The organism is uncultured Roseobacter sp., assembly GCF_947488185.1.
GTDB lineage: Bacteria > Pseudomonadota > Alphaproteobacteria > Rhodobacterales > Rhodobacteraceae > Roseobacter.
The window spans coordinates 26,228-42,323 of record NZ_CANKYM010000011.1 but is presented as its reverse complement, the minus strand read 5'-3'; the positions used below and the strand labels follow the sequence as shown (position 1 = coordinate 42,323).

The 16,096-nt window shown below is 54.2% G+C and carries 21 protein-coding genes and 1 pseudogene; 5 read left to right on the top strand and 17 right to left on the bottom strand.

The genetic code is table 11. From position 1 onward, the window contains the following. Positions 1–180: 180 nt before the first annotated feature. The 3 genes from Q1A52_RS22745 to mddA are packed head-to-tail and all read right to left on the bottom strand — an operon-like array spanning position 181 to position 1,530. Entirely contained in the window at positions 181–387 is a 207-nt protein-coding gene (locus Q1A52_RS22745; RefSeq protein WP_300020134.1) for a hypothetical protein, read from the bottom strand. Beyond that, a complete protein-coding gene (locus Q1A52_RS22740) occupies positions 374–790 on the bottom strand; it encodes an OsmC family protein (protein ID WP_300020132.1) in 417 nt (138 codons plus the stop codon). The genes Q1A52_RS22745 and Q1A52_RS22740 overlap by 14 nt, the downstream gene beginning before the upstream one ends. Continuing rightward, a complete protein-coding gene (gene mddA, locus Q1A52_RS22735; RefSeq protein ID WP_300020130.1) occupies positions 787–1,530 on the bottom strand; it encodes a methanethiol S-methyltransferase in 744 nt (247 codons plus the stop codon). Before mddA ends, Q1A52_RS22740 begins: the two co-directional genes overlap by 4 nt. Positions 1,531–1,681: 151 nt before the next feature. Between mddA and Q1A52_RS22730 the strand changes: the two genes are divergently transcribed. Then, positions 1,682–2,386 (top strand): helix-turn-helix domain-containing protein, encoded by a 705-nt coding sequence (locus tag Q1A52_RS22730; RefSeq protein WP_300020128.1) that lies wholly within the window; start codon positions 1,682–1,684, stop codon positions 2,384–2,386. A 427-nt stretch (positions 2,387–2,813) separates the two neighbouring features. Here the strand turns inward: Q1A52_RS22730 and Q1A52_RS22725 are convergent, their stop codons facing one another. From Q1A52_RS22725 to Q1A52_RS22695, 8 genes are all read right to left on the bottom strand, one after another. Further along, positions 2,814–3,302, bottom strand: a complete 489-nt coding sequence (locus Q1A52_RS22725) for a nuclear transport factor 2 family protein (protein WP_300020126.1) — start codon at positions 3,300–3,302, stop codon at positions 2,814–2,816. Positions 3,303–3,339: 37 nt separating this feature from the next. Next, positions 3,340–3,651, bottom strand: coding sequence for an NIPSNAP family protein (locus tag Q1A52_RS22720; RefSeq protein WP_300020124.1), 312 nt, complete (start codon positions 3,649–3,651; stop codon positions 3,340–3,342). Positions 3,652–3,760: 109 nt separating this feature from the next. After that, positions 3,761–4,096: a GFA family protein gene (locus Q1A52_RS22910; RefSeq protein ID WP_367278088.1), complete on the bottom strand. Its 336-nt coding sequence runs from the start codon at positions 4,094–4,096 to the stop codon at positions 3,761–3,763. 114 nt (positions 4,097–4,210) lie between these two features. After that, on the bottom strand, positions 4,211–5,056 hold the full coding sequence (locus Q1A52_RS22715; RefSeq protein WP_300020122.1) for an alpha/beta hydrolase: 846 nt from the start codon (positions 5,054–5,056) through the stop codon (positions 4,211–4,213). A gap of 4 nt (positions 5,057–5,060) precedes the next feature. After that, positions 5,061–6,038, bottom strand: coding sequence for a nitronate monooxygenase (locus Q1A52_RS22710; protein ID WP_300020121.1), 978 nt, complete (start codon positions 6,036–6,038; stop codon positions 5,061–5,063). Positions 6,039–6,043: 5 nt separating this feature from the next. Further along, positions 6,044–6,250 (bottom strand): 4-oxalocrotonate tautomerase family protein, encoded by a 207-nt coding sequence (locus Q1A52_RS22705; protein ID WP_300020119.1) that lies wholly within the window; start codon positions 6,248–6,250, stop codon positions 6,044–6,046. 11 nt (positions 6,251–6,261) lie between these two features. Further along, positions 6,262–6,636 carry a nuclear transport factor 2 family protein gene (locus Q1A52_RS22700; RefSeq protein ID WP_300020117.1) on the bottom strand — a complete coding sequence of 125 codons (375 nt, stop codon included), beginning with the start codon at positions 6,634–6,636 and terminating at the stop codon, positions 6,262–6,264. Continuing rightward, entirely contained in the window at positions 6,633–7,256 is a 624-nt protein-coding gene (locus Q1A52_RS22695) for a glutathione S-transferase C-terminal domain-containing protein (protein WP_300020115.1), read from the bottom strand. The genes Q1A52_RS22700 and Q1A52_RS22695 overlap by 4 nt, the downstream gene beginning before the upstream one ends. A gap of 190 nt (positions 7,257–7,446) precedes the next feature. Here Q1A52_RS22695 and Q1A52_RS22690 point away from each other — a divergent pair, with 190 nt between their 5' ends. Beyond that, positions 7,447–7,731 (top strand): helix-turn-helix domain-containing protein, encoded by a 285-nt coding sequence (locus Q1A52_RS22690; RefSeq protein WP_300020113.1) that lies wholly within the window; start codon positions 7,447–7,449, stop codon positions 7,729–7,731. A gap of 127 nt (positions 7,732–7,858) precedes the next feature. On the opposite strand, the gene Q1A52_RS22685 is transcribed toward Q1A52_RS22690, so the two are convergent. The 4 genes from Q1A52_RS22685 to Q1A52_RS22670 all read right to left on the bottom strand — a co-directional run bounded on the left by Q1A52_RS22685 (position 7,859) and on the right by Q1A52_RS22670 (position 10,485). Beyond that, positions 7,859–8,659, bottom strand: coding sequence for an MBL fold metallo-hydrolase (locus tag Q1A52_RS22685; RefSeq protein ID WP_300020111.1), 801 nt, complete (start codon positions 8,657–8,659; stop codon positions 7,859–7,861). A 206-nt stretch (positions 8,660–8,865) separates the two neighbouring features. Next, positions 8,866–9,243, bottom strand: coding sequence for a lactoylglutathione lyase (gene gloA, locus Q1A52_RS22680; RefSeq protein ID WP_300020135.1), 378 nt, complete (start codon positions 9,241–9,243; stop codon positions 8,866–8,868). A 114-nt stretch (positions 9,244–9,357) separates the two neighbouring features. Then, positions 9,358–9,828 carry a hypothetical protein gene (locus Q1A52_RS22675; RefSeq protein ID WP_300020109.1) on the bottom strand — a complete coding sequence of 157 codons (471 nt, stop codon included), beginning with the start codon at positions 9,826–9,828 and terminating at the stop codon, positions 9,358–9,360. A 24-nt stretch (positions 9,829–9,852) separates the two neighbouring features. Continuing rightward, a complete protein-coding gene (locus tag Q1A52_RS22670) occupies positions 9,853–10,485 on the bottom strand; it encodes a YdhR family protein (RefSeq protein WP_300020107.1) in 633 nt (210 codons plus the stop codon). 341 nt (positions 10,486–10,826) lie between these two features. Between Q1A52_RS22670 and Q1A52_RS22665 the strand changes: the two genes are divergently transcribed. After that, positions 10,827–11,381, top strand: a complete 555-nt coding sequence (locus Q1A52_RS22665; protein WP_300020105.1) for a TetR/AcrR family transcriptional regulator — start codon at positions 10,827–10,829, stop codon at positions 11,379–11,381. A 5-nt stretch (positions 11,382–11,386) separates the two neighbouring features. On the opposite strand, the gene Q1A52_RS22905 is transcribed toward Q1A52_RS22665, so the two are convergent. After that, positions 11,387–11,569 (bottom strand): hypothetical protein, encoded by a 183-nt coding sequence (locus tag Q1A52_RS22905; protein ID WP_367278087.1) that lies wholly within the window; start codon positions 11,567–11,569, stop codon positions 11,387–11,389. A gap of 304 nt (positions 11,570–11,873) precedes the next feature. Here Q1A52_RS22905 and Q1A52_RS22660 point away from each other — a divergent pair, with 304 nt between their 5' ends. Then, positions 11,874–12,440 (top strand): MAPEG family protein, encoded by a 567-nt coding sequence (locus Q1A52_RS22660; protein ID WP_300020104.1) that lies wholly within the window; start codon positions 11,874–11,876, stop codon positions 12,438–12,440. 249 nt (positions 12,441–12,689) lie between these two features. Here Q1A52_RS22660 and Q1A52_RS22655 read toward each other — a convergent pair whose 3' ends face one another. Further along, the gene (locus Q1A52_RS22655) at positions 12,690–13,481 is read right to left on the bottom strand and encodes a prephenate dehydrogenase (RefSeq protein WP_300020102.1); all 792 of its coding nucleotides are present in this window, start codon (positions 13,479–13,481) and stop codon (positions 12,690–12,692) included. Between the two features lie 2,115 nt (positions 13,482–15,596). On the opposite strand from Q1A52_RS22655, the pseudogene Q1A52_RS22650 reads away from it, so the two are divergent. Further along, a pseudogene (locus Q1A52_RS22650) lies at positions 15,597–15,770 on the top strand (IS3 family transposase); the annotation flags it as partial. Positions 15,771–16,096: the final 326 nt, after the last annotated feature.

The following is a 16,096-nucleotide window of genomic DNA, read 5'->3' as shown; positions in this document are numbered from 1 at the left end:
ACTGCTTCTGACAAACGCGCAAATCAGATCAAAAAGGACTTGCTATGCAGGAGCCATCCACACACGACATTCGCTGCTCAGCAGAAAATCTGCGACCAGGTGAACTCACAGATCGCGGATTTTCCTGACGTTCAACTATCAAATCTAAAGGTCGGATGTTGAGGAATCCATATCCTGTTCTCAGAACGTCCCCAGTTTGCCAAAATCACCTAAGCTGCGTTCAATTTCCACAGTGGGAGGAGCGCTCAGTGTTTGCAGGATGACACAGCTTCGCTCCGCTGCATCGATCAGCGCATTTAGATGCGGCGTTGACATGTCACACTCTGTTTTCATATCAACCTTCATGTGCGCAGTTTGAAATCCGACGGGCACATTATCGCCCGTCATCAACGCTCCGCGAACGTCGGCTCCTTAAGCTGACCTGCACTTCAAGGTGGCTCAGTTCAATACCCTTGAGATTGGCAATCATGCGGATGGCAGTATCAAGGCAGCTGGCCAAGGCTGCTGCCAGAATTTCGCCTGGACATGGAAAGTCACTTTCGCCATCTAAAGCTTTGTGAACGGATATTGGGATGTCCACTGGGATGCCTTTGCCGCAGACCGCATGCCCGTGGAGCGGATGGTTTGCGGGAGCTTGGGCATCAACGGTTTTTGCGTGATCGTACACCCATGCTGCGTCAGGCTTGCCATGATAACACTTTCGCAAGGGGAGTTGCCGGTCGAGAATGCTGAGCGAATTTGTATCTGTAAAAGACTGAATGTGGCGCAGATGTTTGGGGTCCAGTGTCATTTTGCCGCCCCCCGCCCAATACCCGGAATAAACGCGGGAACCTCGTTTTGATAGGTGATGTAGTCATCACCGATCTGGGCAATCAGGTCCTTTTCTTCGAGACGCAGCACAGCGATGACGATGTATCCCGTGGTCGCCAACGTAAACAAAAGATGCCCAACGGTCATGGTCGGCGCGGCCCAAAAGGCGATCAGAAATCCGGTCATGATCGGATGGCGCACCAGTCGATAAAGACCGATTTTCATAAATCCCAGTTGGATGGTTTGGCGCTTTTTCAGATTTGCGTAGATTTGTTTCAGGCCAAAAAGATCAAAGTGATCAATCATGAAGGTTGAGGCTAAAACGACCAGCCAGCCGACCCAAAACAGAACGGTCAATGCTGTGCCGAAGACCGTATTTCTGACGTCCCATACGACCGCCGGAAGCGGCCGCCAGAACACGAAAATCAGGATCAGGGCAACGCATGTCATCAAAATATACGTGCTGCGTTCGGCAGCTTGGGGAATAACTTTGGTCCAGACACGTTTGAATGCTGGACGCGCCATGATGCTATGCTGAAGAGCAAAGACGGACAGCAAAACCAGATTGATCACTAGCGAAGCGACGATCGGTCCTTGCGCGCCGGAATCGATGGATTTGGGCACCAGCACATTCCCGACAAACCCGATGGAATAGAGGAATGTCACCAGAAAAATGACGTAGACGGCGATGCCGTAGATAAATGTAATTGAGCGGCCCATGCCAAACCCCTTTCAATAGGAAATCACCCGAAAGACCGGGCTTGGTCATATGGTGCGCGCGGCGTGTATCGGGGGATACTTCCCAATCCGTACTAAACCACTACGGAATCCGTAGTAGTCACACGGCCCTTGGTCGCTGTAGGCTTGACTGATGGACAGCAACACAAAAAACATATCGGGCAGCTTGTGTCCCGCGATGGCCTCTGCCGACATCTTGGGGGACAAATGGCCTCTGCTACTACTGCGCGAAATGTTTCTGGGCACGACGCGCTTTGGTGGTTTTCAAAAAGCGATCCCGCGCATGTCTCCTTCGATCCTGAGCAAACGGCTCAAAACATTGGAAGCGGCGGAGATCATCATCCGCAAATCCGCGCCGACCAGCCAAACTGCGGACTACAAGCTGACGCGCTCGGGACGAGAGCTTGGACCAATTGTCGAAAACATGGCCATCTCGGGAATGCGGTGGCGCAAACGCAGTATCGCGGCGCAGGATTGCGATGTTGGTGGGTTCATGTGGGATTTCCATCGCACACTGAATACCCAAGGCTTACCGGACGGGGAAACGGTGATCCTTGTGCAAATTTCCGACCGTACCGATCTTAATATTTGGTGGGTAATTGCGAATAGTGAATCCGTTGATCTGTGCTCCAAAGACCCTGGACATGACGTTGACGTGTACCTCACAGCTACGCTTGCAAATCTAGTAGCGCTTTGGTTGGGGGATGTGGGCGTGCGCGAGGCTGTTGAAGCCCAGACAATCTATTTGGATGGGCCAAGGCATCTGACAAATACGGCACAGGACTGGATGGCCCGGTCCCCTTTGGTTGGGGTGAAGCCTGCCTCCTTGGGTAGATGACCTTTGAAGGCAGAACCCTCGTTCATCTTGTCGTTTTTGTTGGCTGGCAGTCCGATTGAAACAACGAACGGTGAATTCGCTGCGGCTGCGCAAATGGCGGCTTTGCGATGCCTTATAACTGCCGGGAAATCAGAAAACGGTTTGGCAGCTACAAGTAAAGAGTCGGATTGTGCCGGACCCCCTCAGCCGAAATCGTAACGATGGGGGAGTGATCAACTCGCCTAGGGTGCGGCGTCGACTCTGCGCGAAGAGGCCATCGACTTCTGCCTCGGCTTCTGCGGGGATCTCGGGATGATAACGTCCGATGCGCTTCGCTTGCTCGGTGTTGGGGACGTCGATGCAGGCATGGCCCGTCAGATTTTCGTTTGCCGCAGGTTCAAGATACGACAGCACGCTTCGATGAACGTCCAGTATCGTGACAGCAAAATCAGAGATTCAACTCGGTCAGCCCCGGATGCTCGTCCGGGCGGCGACCCGAGGGCCAATGAAACAGACGCGACTGTTCCATGATTGGCATATCGTTGATGCTGGCAATACGGCGGCACATCCGCCCCTCTACCGCAAAATCCCAGTTCTCGTTGCCATAGGACCGGAACCAATGCGCGTCGTCATCACACCATTCGTAGGCAAAGCGCACGGCGATCCGGTTTTGTGTCCATGCCCAGAGTTCCTTGATTAGACGATAGTGATGTTCGCGCTGCCATTTGCGCGTCAGGAATGCTTCGATTTCAATATGTCCAGAGAGGAATTCAGACCGGTTTTGCCACTCGCTGTCGTCGGTATAGGCCTGCGTCACACGCTGGGGGTCTCGGCTGTTCCAACCATCCTCGGCGGCGCGCACTTTTTGCGCGGCAGTTGTTTCGGAAAATGGCGGAAGCTGCGGGCGGCTCAAAATGAAGCTCCAGACAGATTTCATGGACTTGCTTGTGCCAAAAATGGCGGATTGCGCCAACCTAGCTGGGCATTTCCAATGGACGCAAAAAGTGACGGTCATAGCGCTTGATACAGTCTGTATCTTCGGCAAATTTGTATGCTTTCTGGCATGCGCTGTCTGTCAGGCTCTTGATGCGATAGGCCTCATAATCCGCCAAAGAGGGGAACGAAAACAGGCAGACGGCCAAGTCATTCGGGCTTTCATGCGGCAAATAGTACCCATGATGCGTCCCCCCGAATTTTTCGACCAAGGGGATCCATACACGGGCATATTCTTCGAATTCGGGAGTTTTAGATGGATTCAGTTCATATTGAACGTAGCAGGTAATCAACGGCGTCTCCTTACATGTTATTTTCTGACCAAGGTTTCGTATTTGTGGGTGCCAAGGTGGTGTTGTTACGGCCGCTTCCCGGTCGATCGCAAAGCAAAAGAACACTACGCTATGGGGGAAGCCCCTCACATGCCTCAACCTGATCAAGACATGAGGACCACGATGGTTGTTCAGAGACGAAAGTCCTAAACTTTTCAGCCACCTTAGGTTCTGCGCATAGAGAACCCGCCGGAACGACCATTCTTGATCCATCGCCGCTTGCCCAGGGAACGCCAGAACCGCAAACGCGGCAGAACGATTTAGATATATTCCGACGAGGCATTTTGTAGGCGGCAATTTCGTTGCTACCAGACAGCCACTCGAACCTCTCGGCCGCTATGAACAGATTTGATGCGAAGGCTGATCCGGTGATCTGCCTGCATTGATCGCAACTGCACAAGAACATCTTGTCGAACGCGTTGACGACCTTGAACGAGACTGCGCCGCACAGGCAGTGTCCTTTGATTTTCTGCATTGTCCTGATCCTTTGTAATTGGCTTTGACTGGTGAACGGGCCGGCTTAGGTTGCGATGTCATCTCGCAGAAACTCCGCAAGGGCTTCGAAAATCTGGCGCGGCGCTTCGAGCTGCGGCATGTGCCCCACGCCGGGAAACGATTGAAACGATGACTGCGGAATGCGTTCATGAAGCGCCTTCCCCCGTTCGAGCGGAATCCACGGATCGTCCGCTCCCCATAGAATGGTCACAGGGCATCGGATTTGACCGAACATCGGTTCGACGTCCGCGGTGAAGCACTCGTCGGCTTGAGAGAATTGACGATAAAAACTTCGGCGATCGTCTTCATCGAGCCACGGTTCGACAAGTTTCGAGAAGTCTTCACTGTCGATCTCGTTGACGAGAGCGCCCCGGATATAGGCTTCAACAACTGCCTTGTGGATGTGCAGTGGCAGACCGGTGAAGGCCTCGACATGCCGCCCGACGTGATCGAAAAAATCCGAACCCCAAGGACGCATTGCGACAACGTTCATCAGGGCAAATTTCCCGAATTCGCAGCCGTGCAGAAGATGCGCGCGCAAAGTTGCCGCGCCGCCGAAATCATGTGCTACCACGCGGGGGCGATCCAGTTTCCAGTGTGCCAACATCTCCGAGAACACGCTGCCCTGTACGTCGAGTGCTGTAGCTTGCTCGGGTCGCTTATCGGATTGCCCGTAGCCCGGCATGTCATACCAGTGGACACGGTAGGTTTCAGCCAGTGCCGGGATGACACGATGCCACGAAAAAGAAGACCAGGGCCATCCATGCGCGAGAACGAGGTCCGGTCCATCACCTGTACTTCCGGCGGCAACCGAACCAGCGCTTGTCAGGACGGTTTCGCCCAACGACCAGCTCCTTTTAAGTTTTTGCATCGGTTCAATCCTTTATGATGGGGTCGACAAGTTGGCCGACGCGGCGCAACCGGTGCTCAGCCTGCGAGATCATTCTGTGAAGCGTCGCTTGCGCAGGTTCGCGGGACCGTATGAGATCAGCTGCCTCGCCGACAATTACGGCGGCAACGTCTGTGTCGTCAGCCGTTTGTGAGGCCTCGAAACGCTCTTTCTCTGCAGCGAGGTTTCGCCTGAGACCGTCGATATCCGCACTCCATTGCCGCGTGAAGGTATTGCGCATCGTCCGCAGGTTCCAATCCGAAGGCCAGTCAAGCCCACGTGCTATGTCAAATACGGAACTGCGTTCCGTATCGTCGCCCGAACCGCGCAGAGCAGCTTGTTTGGCATTATTATTGGCGAGGGATTCGTCGCTGGCAAAGAAGGCGGTTCCACACAAGACGCCGGAAGCGTCAAGCGCCAGAGCCGCAGCCAGACCACGTCCATCAGCGATGCCGCCTGCCGCAATGACTGGTATACCTTGCGCGATATCCACAACCGCCGGGACGAGCGGCAACGTAGCCCTGGTGGCGCCGTGCCCGCCTGCCTCTGTGCCCTGCGCCACGATGGCATCAACGCCAGCATCCACAGCTTCACGCGCCTGTTCGAGCGTCTGCACCTGAACGATCAGCTTTGTCTGCGCGTCCCTGATGTAATGGAGAAACGGCTTGAAATCACCAAACGACAGCATGAGCGCGGCAGGGTTGCGCGTGAGGGCAAGATCGAGCAATTGTGGCTGGCGGGCCAGCGACCAGGTGATAAAGCCCACACCGATCCGTGCATCCCCCGCTGCATTGAATTCGCGTATCAGCCAATCGGCGTCGCCATAGCCGCCGCCGATCAGACCCAAACCACCCACCTTGCTTACGGCCGCAGCGAGCGCCCCGCCGCTGACACCTGCCATGGGTGCCAACAGGACGGGATGTTTGATGTCGAACAGATCACAAAGGGATGTGCGGATGGCCATTCAGGTCACCCCGCCGCTTCGCGTCTGTATTGGTCGACCGGCAGACCTCCGATCCCCCAATCCTCAAGCGCAATTTCGTCGATGACGACAAAGGTTGTCGCCGGAGACTTGTCGAGTATCCGGACCAGCAAGTCGGTCACGCCGCGGATCAAATCAGCCTTTTGATCCGGGGTCACGCCTTCGCGCGTCACCTTGATGTTTACATAGGGCATATCGCCTCCTTTCAGGTCACACGTTCAGTGATTTGGAAAATTTTGGCCATGATCGACCATGCGCCATCGGTTCGCACAAGCGTCAGGAAATCGATGAAATCCTTTGTACCGATGGAACATCGCACACGGGCAAAGGCGGTGTTTTCACCCGCAAACTCTATGGAGTCGATCACATCACGCCGGGGTTCATTGCGCGAAGCTGGGGACACGCGCTTGGCCACCGCCGCGAAGTACTGATCCATCGTGCGATAAAGCAGTGGTGCTTCATCCGCCGTCGCATAGATCGCTTTTGGGTGAAACGTTTTAACCAGCCTGTCCGTATCGGCGTGATAGAGACCATCGAAATAGGTCTCTAACACGTCTGTTACTGCGGCAAATGCAGTCATGCTGCCTGCTCCATCAGGCCCTCGGCAATCATCGCTTTGATCGTGGCCGGACGTGCCGAGATCCGCGCGACGTAAGCTTGGGTTTTCGGATACGCGTCAAGGCTCACTCCGACAAAGCTGGCCCAGTTGAGCACCACATATGCATAGGCGTCGGCAACGGTGAACGTGTCACCCAAGAGAAAGTCACGCCCGTCCGCGAGGCTTCGCTCGACATGAGTGACCCGGCGTTGGACACCTGCATCGACTTTTTTGCGGCGCGCATCATCCAACTCGACGCCCGAGAAAAACGGGCCAAAGGAGGTGTGCAGTTCAGATGACAGGAAGTTGAGGGTCTCCTGAAGGCGGGTGCGCGCCAAAGTTCCGTTCGCGGGTGCAAGGCCAGCATCGGGTGACTGATCAGCCAGATACTGAAGCACGGCAGGATTTTCAGTGATGATATCGCCGTCATTTGTGACAAGGGCTGGAACATAGCCATTCGGGCTGATCCTGAGGAAATCGCCGCCCGCTTCAGTCGTGTTCGTGTCAGTGTCTGTCTTGTCGAGTTCGAATGAGACACCAAGCTCGTTCAGGATGATGTGAGATGCCATCGAGCATGCACCGGGTTTGTAGTAAAGTTTCATCTGTCATTGCTCCAGTCAGTTGGGTTGTTCGGCCAGAGATGGCGCATAGACTAACCGTTGACAACTAGGTTTCCTCTGGTTACTGAATTATCGAGTTACCTAAAGGAAACCTGGTTACCCAAACATGCCGCTCAAAGTCCGCAAAAACCAAAGCCCCGAACCGCCGCAGCCTTGTATGCTGACGCATTGCATGGCCGTTATCTCCGGCGCCTGGGCCGCCAATGTGATTTGGTCGCTGCGTGCTGGCCCGCGCCGCTTTAACGAGTTGCGTACCGACATTCCGCCAATTTCGGCCAAGGTGCTCTCGACACGGCTGACCGAGCTTGAGCAACGCGGAGTGCTGTCCCGAAACGTGCAACCAACCTCGCCGCCATCCGTCGAATATGCCCTTACCGAGCTGGGCGGTGAACTTGTGCCAGCGCTTGAGGCCATTGTGAAAGTTGGCCATCGGTTGAAGATGCGCGACGAAGGGTAAAAGTCAGTCATGCTCTATTCCCGCTGATTGATCATCTCGCGATCAAAATGAAGTATTCACTTAGATGTTCTTCAGTGGGACAATTCCCTATCCAGAGAGCGTTCAAGGCACCTCAAGCAACGCACTGCTAAAGCGCGTCGAACATCAGTCCAGTCCAAATATCCGTTGAGAAAAATCCCCCGGACCATTTGGCATCAAATTGGTCTAGCGGTCTAAGATCGATAACTTGCTGGCGCGTTTTTCCTTCGCCTTTCAGCTTGCTGAGTTCATCGCGGGCATACTGAAGCATTGCGAGGTAATCCAGGAGATCATTGCGGGATCCCAAGGAGCCATGGCCCGGCATGACTTTGGTGTGGTCATCGGTATGATCGCGTAGCATTTCAACGGCACTGATCGTGCCCTGCAAGGTACCGCCATTGTGTGTATCGATCACCGGATAGATGCCGTTGAAGAATACGTCCCCCGCGTGCACGACATTGGCCATCTCAAAGAACACCACCAGGTCTCCGTCCGTATGTGCCCGTGGTGTATGGACGGCGCGTATTCTGTCGTCATTTAGATGGAAGCTCATCGAGTCCTTAAAGGTGATAACGGGCAATCCATCGCTTGCCATCGGCGGAAACGATAAATCGAAAAGAGGAATATCGCTTCCATTAGCAAGACGCGTGCGGGCCATCTCGTGGCTGAAAATCGTTGTACCCGTTCCGCCCAGAAGTTCATTTCCACCAGTATGGTCAAAATGGAAATGGGTGTTGATCAGGAACCGGGGGGGCTCGCCCCCCAATTGGTTTATAAGCGCAAGCAATTCCGGCGAAGCAGGTGCCATCTGATCGTCGATGAGAAACGTGCCATCGTCCCCGATCATGACGCCGATGTTCCCACCATCGCCTGTCAGCATGTACAGGTTTTCGGCGACTTTCGTTGACATCAGGTGGGCCCCATCCGCCAACGCCGGTATTGGAACGGCGATCATCGCAGTTAAGAACGAGGTCAGAGCCAGAGACCTACTGAGTCTGTGAACCTGTTGTTTCTCAGAAGTGCGGTTGCTCGTCATGGTGTGTCTCGTTTCATAGATTGCCGTGCCCAAAGAGTTTGTGATCCACGTCAGCCGTGCCTCATCGCTTGTAGGCACGCCTAGGGTGCTTGGATGAGCTCAATATTGTAACCGTCTGGGTCTTTGATGAAGGCGATGGTTTCGTGTTCGCCGGTTTCATCCGGTGCCGCTTTCATCGGGCCCGGGTTTCGGGTGATTTCAACGCCCAGCCCGGTCAGATGAAGGCAGGTGTGGTGTATGTCGAGAACCTCCAATGCGATGTGTCCATATCCGGTGCCGTGCGAATAGCTATGCTCGCCCCAGTTATAGGTCAGCTCAATCAGTGCGCTGCTGTCGGGATAACCGACAAAGACCAGCGTAAATTCAGCAGCTGTAAAAGTCTCTCGACGCAATTCCTGCATCCCGAGTGCATCGCAATAAAAGCGCAAGGACCGATCGAGGTCTCGGACACGGACCATCGAATAAAGAATGGCGTGCGGGGTGTTTGGGGACGTTGACTGAGTGTTCATAATGATGCGCCTGAAGGATCCAAAGGACCGGGGACAAACACTGTCTGTCCCCGGTAGCTTATTTTAGCGGCAGATTTCACCCTGGTAGCGGACCAGCCCAACAAGGTTGTCATCGTCGCGCAAATCAACGAGGCCATAGCTGTTGAACTGGCCTGAGTAGCCCTTCATCGTGCCGCGTGTGACGTCTGGCTGAATGTCGTAGGTGATTTCGATCATAAAGCGGCCCGGTTTGCCCGGCACGGCGGTCAGAACGCCCAGATCCTTGGTTTGGAACGCACCGCCATCTGCGCGGCCAAAGTAGTGTTCCATGTCCATCTCAAGACCCGTTTCAGTCTCACGGGTGGCCGTGATCTTGCCCGCGGCGTTTTGAACAGCACCGGTCAAAACCGCCGAGATGATTATCGGCTGACCTTCGCCTTCGCCAAAGAAGTTAGGGATGGCGACGCCACCCATTTCAAAGCAATCGGCAGCCATTGCAGCAGTTGACGACATCGCAAGCGCCATGATGGCACCAGAAACAGTGTTCAGTTTCATGTCATTTCCGTTCAGTTGAAGAGGTTAAAGGTAGTAGGGAGAGTTGAGACCGCGGCTTGCGGCCTCGGTCACACGGGCATCGAAGACGCGCGTATAAAAGGCAGCGTTCATCGTGGCTGTCGTTATCGGGAATTCATTGATGGCAAAGTCCAACGCATTTTCGACAGTGTCGAAAGCGTCCAACCCACCCAGCGTGTTTGTGTTGTGACCACTTAGCCAGGTCTTGGACAACAGCCCCTTTTGCCTGCGCAAGACCGGATTTCGGTCCTGCCATGGTGCGTTTTCAAAGGGAACAGCGACCTGCACTTCGGTGTAAACAAATGCGCCCGGCTCGGCTGTGACCTGTCCGCCAAAATGGGGCGCATCCATCGCCGCGCTGGCCTCTGCGGTGGCCTTGTTGTCAAAAACCCGGGTTGTCTGCGCCACGCCAAAGTCACGGGCCAGAGCAGGGAAAAAATCCGTGCAATAAAGCAGAGCATCATCGACGCTCGCAAATCCGTAAAGCCCGCCGACAGAATTGTTGCCGAGCCCGGAAAACCACGTTTTGTCAACAAACCCGGGTTGGACCGCAATAGCATCATTCAGCTTGTCCCAAGGAACATCCGCAAAGGGCAGGGACGCTTGCAATTCTGTGTAAACGAAGGCGTTGGCAGACATAGTTTGGTGTTCCTTTTGATTGGATTGCGCAGTTGCAGCTGATCTGTGAGCAGTCAGCCCTATTGCTGCGAAGGGAATAGCAGCCAGCCCTGTGGTAACTTTGCGCCGTGACATTGGCGCATTTCCACCGGGCGCGTGCCGGGGCACACGTGAAGCCATGTCGTCTTCTCCTTAAGATTGGGGCCACCTACCTTGGTGGTTGTCTTGGGGTGGGTAACGAAATATAACGATCCCTATATATCGCTATTCCGATTGGCGCTCGCCGTCAATCAAATAATATAGTGATCGTTATTTTTTTAGGTAAAGGATGGCTTAGATTGAAAAAATCAGAATCAACCAAGATGAAACTGCTAGAGGCGTCGGGCCGGGCGTTTCGAAAAGAGGGCTATTCAGGGATCGGGGTCGACTCAATAGCGAAAGACGCTGGTGTAACGTCTGGCGCATTCTATGCCCATCTGAAATCCAAGAACGATGCGTTCCGGGCGGCACTTGTCGCCGGCCTGGAAGACGTCCTTGCAGCATTGCCCGAGTATCGCAAGACGCATGGCGCCCAGTGGCCAGAAGCCTTCGCAGACTATTATCTTGGAAAAGGTCACCGGATCGACCTAGAGGGCGGTTGCGCAATGACCAGTCTGACGCCGGACGTGATCAGGACAGATCCAGCTGTGCGAACCGAATACGCGGAACTGATGAGCCGCATCATCAAAGAGATTGCAGACCACCTGCCGAAGGCGGGGTCTGCGACCGAACGCGAAGCAATTGCATGGGCGTTCCTGTCGACACTGATTGGCGGGCTTACCCTCTCGCGGGCTGTGGGATCAGGTCCCGCCGCTGACCAGATCGCGCGCTCCAGCAAGGCGGCGGCACTCGACGCCATCGGCTATTCTGCAGGCTAGGAGCGTCAGGCGACAAAGCTGTCGCGGTGCGACTTGCAATACGGGATCAGGATGTCCCGAAAAGCACTCAATTTTCGCGATGGCCATATATCGGGGTACCCCACCACCCAGATATCTGCATAGGGTTGTGGCGGCAGTAGCGGCACTTGCACCAGACCAGCTGCTGCGCGTCCAAAAAACATGGGCATCCGAACGACACCCAACCCAGCCTGAGCCGCGCCAACCATGGCCAAAATATCATCAGCCGCAGATGGACCCGATAGCGGGGAAAGTCAGTTGCAATCCCCTTCGGCACGTCGGGATAAGGAAGATAGCCGACCTCCACTACGAGGTCTCGATGCTGCGATGCGGCCCGTCAGACCGGCCGTTCGCCGCAACCGCGAAATCAGGGGTTCGGCAATTTCACAGGTTGCGGACAAGGCTGTTATTGCTGTCTTGTGCTATTGCCTTCGCAGCACCACGTAATGCTGAACTCCCTTCAGAAAGTGTACGATGAACCAAGATAGCCCCAACAAGAGAACATTCTTCTGGATCATCTTGGCCTATCCATTCGTCTTGCTACTTCTAGGAGTCTTGGCGAACCTGTTTCTTTTTGGCGTCGAGCCAGTGGTCATCGCATTGCCCGCATTACCGGTGCTTGCGTCACTGGCGACGGCCGCGGTTCTGCTGTTGGTCAATCATGCCTGGTTGATGACCGGCACGGAACTCACACGATTGAAGTACGATATGCATGCAACACCCGAAGAGTGGGCGGCGAGTGGCCGAGCAAAAGAGAAAGTTTCAACGAAGGGGCTGGAAGAGCTTGATAGGCACCACAAAGCGCATAACAACGCGACGGAGAACATCGTATACTTTGTCTTGTTCGCGTTGCTGGTCGGAATAGTCACGCCTGTCGTCTTGGCGGCACAGGTCTGGATTGTCGGATTTGCAGTTGGACGGTTGGGCCACACTTTTTCCTACCTCTCCGGACGCGATGACCTTAGAAGTATTTTCATGAGCGTAAGCCTCGTTTCGTTGGGTGGTTTGGCCAGTTATACTGTGATCGCGTTGTTGATCTGAGGGCGATGACGCGTCCGCTTTGGGCTCTTCGCGACCGTCGGAGGCGGCGCAGCAAGAACGTGTCGCGGCACCCCACGGACGGCCCATTCCCGACCTTGGACATTCGGTCGGGATGCCGCAGTCGCAGCCCGCTTTGCGGTGATTCGCTGCAACTGCGAACTTCGAGCTTCGTCGAACTCACGCATCGCGGACGTTCCTGCCATCCGTCACCAAGCCTGCCAACGCGTGAACAACCTCCCCGTCGGACCATCAAAAACCACCATCCCTATCAGACGCAGTCGTCAGACCTGCCTCCAACTCGGCACTCAAACCAGCAGCCAAATCGAAAAACCTCCTCCGCACAGCTTCCGCGTAAGGGTTGGCCTTTTCAATCGCTTCAAATACTTCCTGCGCATCATGCTGAACCATTGAAACGGCCTCAGACAACAAATCAAAGCTCTTCGTCGTCAAACGCGTTGGCAACGGCTCCATCTTCAGAAGCACTTTGGCGATGAGATGCGTAAGCCCCTGCACAACAGCCGCTTCGCGGTCGTGGTCGTCTGGCGTCGTCATGATGACAGTCAGCCCCAATATCTTGCGCAAGAACGCGCCCAATCGCGCATGCCGTTTTCCCTGAATAGGACAGACCGCAATTTTCAGATCCTCAATTCCGTTCCCAGCGCTCTGCGGTCCAAACAAAGGATGGGTTGCTACGATGTCGACATGCTCCGGCAGCCGCCGCCGCATGATGTTCGAAGGACGTACTTTGACCGAGCCAACATCCACAATCAGTGCGCCCGGTCTACACGTCTTTGCGATTTCGCCGACGACCGCCTCGAACGAGGACACGGGCGCCGCAATGAGAACGACCTCGGCCTGCGAGACGGCGTGCATTGATGTCAGACACACGCCCAGTTGCTTTGCAAGGTTGGCAACCTCTGGGGATGGGTCATAGGCCGTGATGTCGAAATACGGGCCAAGATGACGGGCCGCCAGCTGTCCGAATGCGCCAAACCCCACGATGCCGAGGGATGGTTTTTGATTTATGCCTGTGTTGTCCATGTGTCGACCTTTGACTGTGCCGCCCAGCACAAGGTCGTCTGTCTGTTGACCGCTGTTTGGGGCAGCGGAAAACCAATGATGAAAGACCCGCAGCTATGAAAGCTGAGAGTAATAGCTCTGCGATGCGAAGAACGAATTCAACATGGAACCAGCGTTAAGGTACTCGCTAGAGGGAAGTCAACGATATAGCTAACAGACGGCCCTTGGCTGTGCGCAGAAACCAAGAGGTAAGGGCTCGCTGCCGACCTCGGGGCGGGCGCAGCATCGGTTCGAAACTATCCTTCACGACCCGATACCGACGGCCCATTGCGGACCTTCGTTGAGAATGTCGAATGCTTCGGTCGTGTTCCGCTTTGCTGACATTCAGTGCAGTTGCGACATGGGTGAGCTGAAGAAGGTCAGAATTCAAGTAGGCTACGTGTTTATTAATTGCCAACCTCGAGGGCTACTGATGTACTCGTATTACTAGAAGCGCGACAGGGAACTAAATATGTGGAGTGTTTCGTGAAAGCAGCAGTCAAATCGTCAAGAGGTTGGCGATGTGGTCGTGGAAAAGTTCAGTACGCCATTTCAGGCTTCGGAACTCCATGTCGGCGACGGTCATTCTGGATGAATTCAAGCAAGTGACCGATCCCCTCAGAACTCTTGAAGAATCTCCTATGCAATCGCCGCAAACGCAGCCCTAGCGGAAACAAGTGTCCAGGCAAACTGGAAAGGTTGTAATGTTGCATATCGGTCGAACGACAATTCGAGAAACTATAGCAGTTTGCCCCTTAGGCTTCGCAGTTGGCATCCTGGCTTCTAACGCCAGTTCAAACGAGAAAAGGACATGCGTAGAGGTTTTTGAGGGGCCTCTTCGTAATGCACTGACCAACAACGGCGGGACAAATTGGCCTAGTGTCATCGACACCGGCATTCTATTTGGCGTTGCGTGTGATGCAGAAGATTTGGATTCCTATTTCAAAGCAGGTGGTTGGACTGTTGGAAAGCACCGTGGAAGGCCACCAGGCGCATCAACCGGACCCTTCGGCCCTCCGAACCGTCGGTTCCATTATGACTTTATCTATGGCTACGTGCACTGCACATGGTCGTTTCGGTCCATCACCTTAGGGAAGTGATGCAATAACATCTCCATCCACACGTTCGAAGGCATTGTCACTCATGTCGGCGGTGGCGGCGTTAAGTAACTCAGTATTGGAGAATTAGGATGGCAATCTTTATTGAATCGCGCGGTATCCTATGGAATGGGAACTTCTTAGCCCGACACGAATACCTAGTATTCGTGTCCCCCGGAGAGGAGCTGAATTACAATAGCTGGTTAACGATAGGCGCTTCTCCTTCGAACTCAAAAGCGGGTCTTGGCGGGACAACAAGCCTGTTAAATGGAGAATTTATAAATCAACCGCTTGCTGATTCGAAAGATCAATGGATCGCAAATTGGGATGTTGATAGATGGCCCTGCGAGACGAAGCCGACTTTTGGTTTCCGCTGGCCTATGTCCGGCCTCCTCGCTAGGTCAAGGATACGCTTAGGATCAGAACTGCGGCATTCATATTGTTGTGGTGCAAGCGGCCTCAATCGTGAAATCTTCTCACCATTTTAGACGTTTTATTGAATTCCCTCCCCAGCAGAATTTCGCTCTAATGTCCGCGTCGGGGTGCGCAGATGGTGAGACGAATACGAAACAATTGAAAAGCGGCAGGTGGAACCGCCCAAAATCCGCCGCCTGTGTTTCATGTCGGAGGAGATTTATGCCCGCTGTCTCCGGCTGATGTGTCCGCCATTTTGACCAATGATTTTGAAATCCTCGCAACTATAGGCATGGCAGGGTTGCCGGAGAAGGCGACACGGGCGCAATGAAGCCGTCTACACAAGATGCGTCAATGGTTAATATGGGTTCAGAGCAGATGCAACATCTTGCCCACGGACCGACCTGCTTCAGGCGTGAGCGCCTCAACCCGACATCCGACACAGCCACTTGCGCTGCAGCGCAGCTTTCCGAAAGCTGCCATTCAATCTACGTCGCCCACCGGCTCCGGAAACCATCGTCCCGATGAAACCCAGGCCGATCATGCACTAACATTCAAATTGGAAGACTTAGGTGGGCTGATCACTGTTGCAAAAAGCTTTTTCAACTTGCTCAAATGTGAACGCATTCGCCGCCGCACCTACAAGACCCGCGAACAAGCCAGAAAGGACATCTTCGACTACATCGAAATATTCTATAACCCGAAACGCAAACACTTAAGAAACGATATGCTGTCGCCCGTCGACTGCGAAAACGGGTAGCGCAATGTGAACCAAGAAAGCGTCCACAACACTACGGGTTATTCAGATTAAGAACAAAATTTGTGCTCGCAGTAATCCAACCAAATTCTGTTTCTTTTGACAGAACAAGAGCTGATCTTCGTCGACCTTTTGAATTCCTGCACAATATCGTTGGGCTCTCTACAAGACGGATAACCCGTTAGCCACCTTCTGAAGCCGCACTTAGTTCACACCATCAGACCATATACTTAAGAATACCGTACCTGCCCAAATTCCGTCTTCAATGTCCCTTTGTGGCCCTGCCTGCCGACACCATTCTGCCTTAACTCCAGTCCTGCACAGCCAGT

What these genes read in the sequence shown, in the direction of transcription:
- Q1A52_RS22745 (WP_300020134.1), bottom strand. Translation starts at nt 387, where the DNA reads ATGACGGGCGATAATGTGCCCGTCGGATTTCAAACTGCGCACATGAAG.
- Q1A52_RS22740 (WP_300020132.1), bottom strand. Translation starts at nt 790, where the DNA reads ATGACACTGGACCCCAAACATCTGCGCCACATTCAGTCTTTTACAGAT.
- mddA (WP_300020130.1), bottom strand. Translation starts at nt 1,530, where the DNA reads ATGGGCCGCTCAATTACATTTATCTACGGCATCGCCGTCTACGTCATT.
- Q1A52_RS22730 (WP_300020128.1), top strand. Translation starts at nt 1,682, where the DNA reads ATGGACAGCAACACAAAAAACATATCGGGCAGCTTGTGTCCCGCGATG.
- Q1A52_RS22725 (WP_300020126.1), bottom strand. Translation starts at nt 3,302, where the DNA reads ATGAAATCTGTCTGGAGCTTCATTTTGAGCCGCCCGCAGCTTCCGCCA.
- Q1A52_RS22910 (WP_367278088.1), bottom strand. Translation starts at nt 4,096, where the DNA reads ATGTTCTTGTGCAGTTGCGATCAATGCAGGCAGATCACCGGATCAGCC.
- Q1A52_RS22715 (WP_300020122.1), bottom strand. Translation starts at nt 5,056, where the DNA reads ATGCAAAAACTTAAAAGGAGCTGGTCGTTGGGCGAAACCGTCCTGACA.
- Q1A52_RS22710 (WP_300020121.1), bottom strand. Translation starts at nt 6,038, where the DNA reads ATGGCCATCCGCACATCCCTTTGTGATCTGTTCGACATCAAACATCCC.
- Q1A52_RS22705 (WP_300020119.1), bottom strand. Translation starts at nt 6,250, where the DNA reads ATGCCCTATGTAAACATCAAGGTGACGCGCGAAGGCGTGACCCCGGAT.
- Q1A52_RS22700 (WP_300020117.1), bottom strand. Translation starts at nt 6,636, where the DNA reads ATGACTGCATTTGCCGCAGTAACAGACGTGTTAGAGACCTATTTCGAT.
- Q1A52_RS22695 (WP_300020115.1), bottom strand. Translation starts at nt 7,256, where the DNA reads ATGAAACTTTACTACAAACCCGGTGCATGCTCGATGGCATCTCACATC.
- Q1A52_RS22690 (WP_300020113.1), top strand. Translation starts at nt 7,447, where the DNA reads ATGGCCGTTATCTCCGGCGCCTGGGCCGCCAATGTGATTTGGTCGCTG.
- Q1A52_RS22685 (WP_300020111.1), bottom strand. Translation starts at nt 8,659, where the DNA reads ATGTCAACGAAAGTCGCCGAAAACCTGTACATGCTGACAGGCGATGGT.
- gloA (WP_300020135.1), bottom strand. Translation starts at nt 9,243, where the DNA reads ATGGTCCGTGTCCGAGACCTCGATCGGTCCTTGCGCTTTTATTGCGAT.
- Q1A52_RS22675 (WP_300020109.1), bottom strand. Translation starts at nt 9,828, where the DNA reads ATGAAACTGAACACTGTTTCTGGTGCCATCATGGCGCTTGCGATGTCG.
- Q1A52_RS22670 (WP_300020107.1), bottom strand. Translation starts at nt 10,485, where the DNA reads ATGTCTGCCAACGCCTTCGTTTACACAGAATTGCAAGCGTCCCTGCCC.
- Q1A52_RS22665 (WP_300020105.1), top strand. Translation starts at nt 10,827, where the DNA reads ATGAAACTGCTAGAGGCGTCGGGCCGGGCGTTTCGAAAAGAGGGCTAT.
- Q1A52_RS22905 (WP_367278087.1), bottom strand. Translation starts at nt 11,569, where the DNA reads ATGCCCATGTTTTTTGGACGCGCAGCAGCTGGTCTGGTGCAAGTGCCG.
- Q1A52_RS22660 (WP_300020104.1), top strand. Translation starts at nt 11,874, where the DNA reads ATGAACCAAGATAGCCCCAACAAGAGAACATTCTTCTGGATCATCTTG.
- Q1A52_RS22655 (WP_300020102.1), bottom strand. Translation starts at nt 13,481, where the DNA reads ATGGACAACACAGGCATAAATCAAAAACCATCCCTCGGCATCGTGGGG.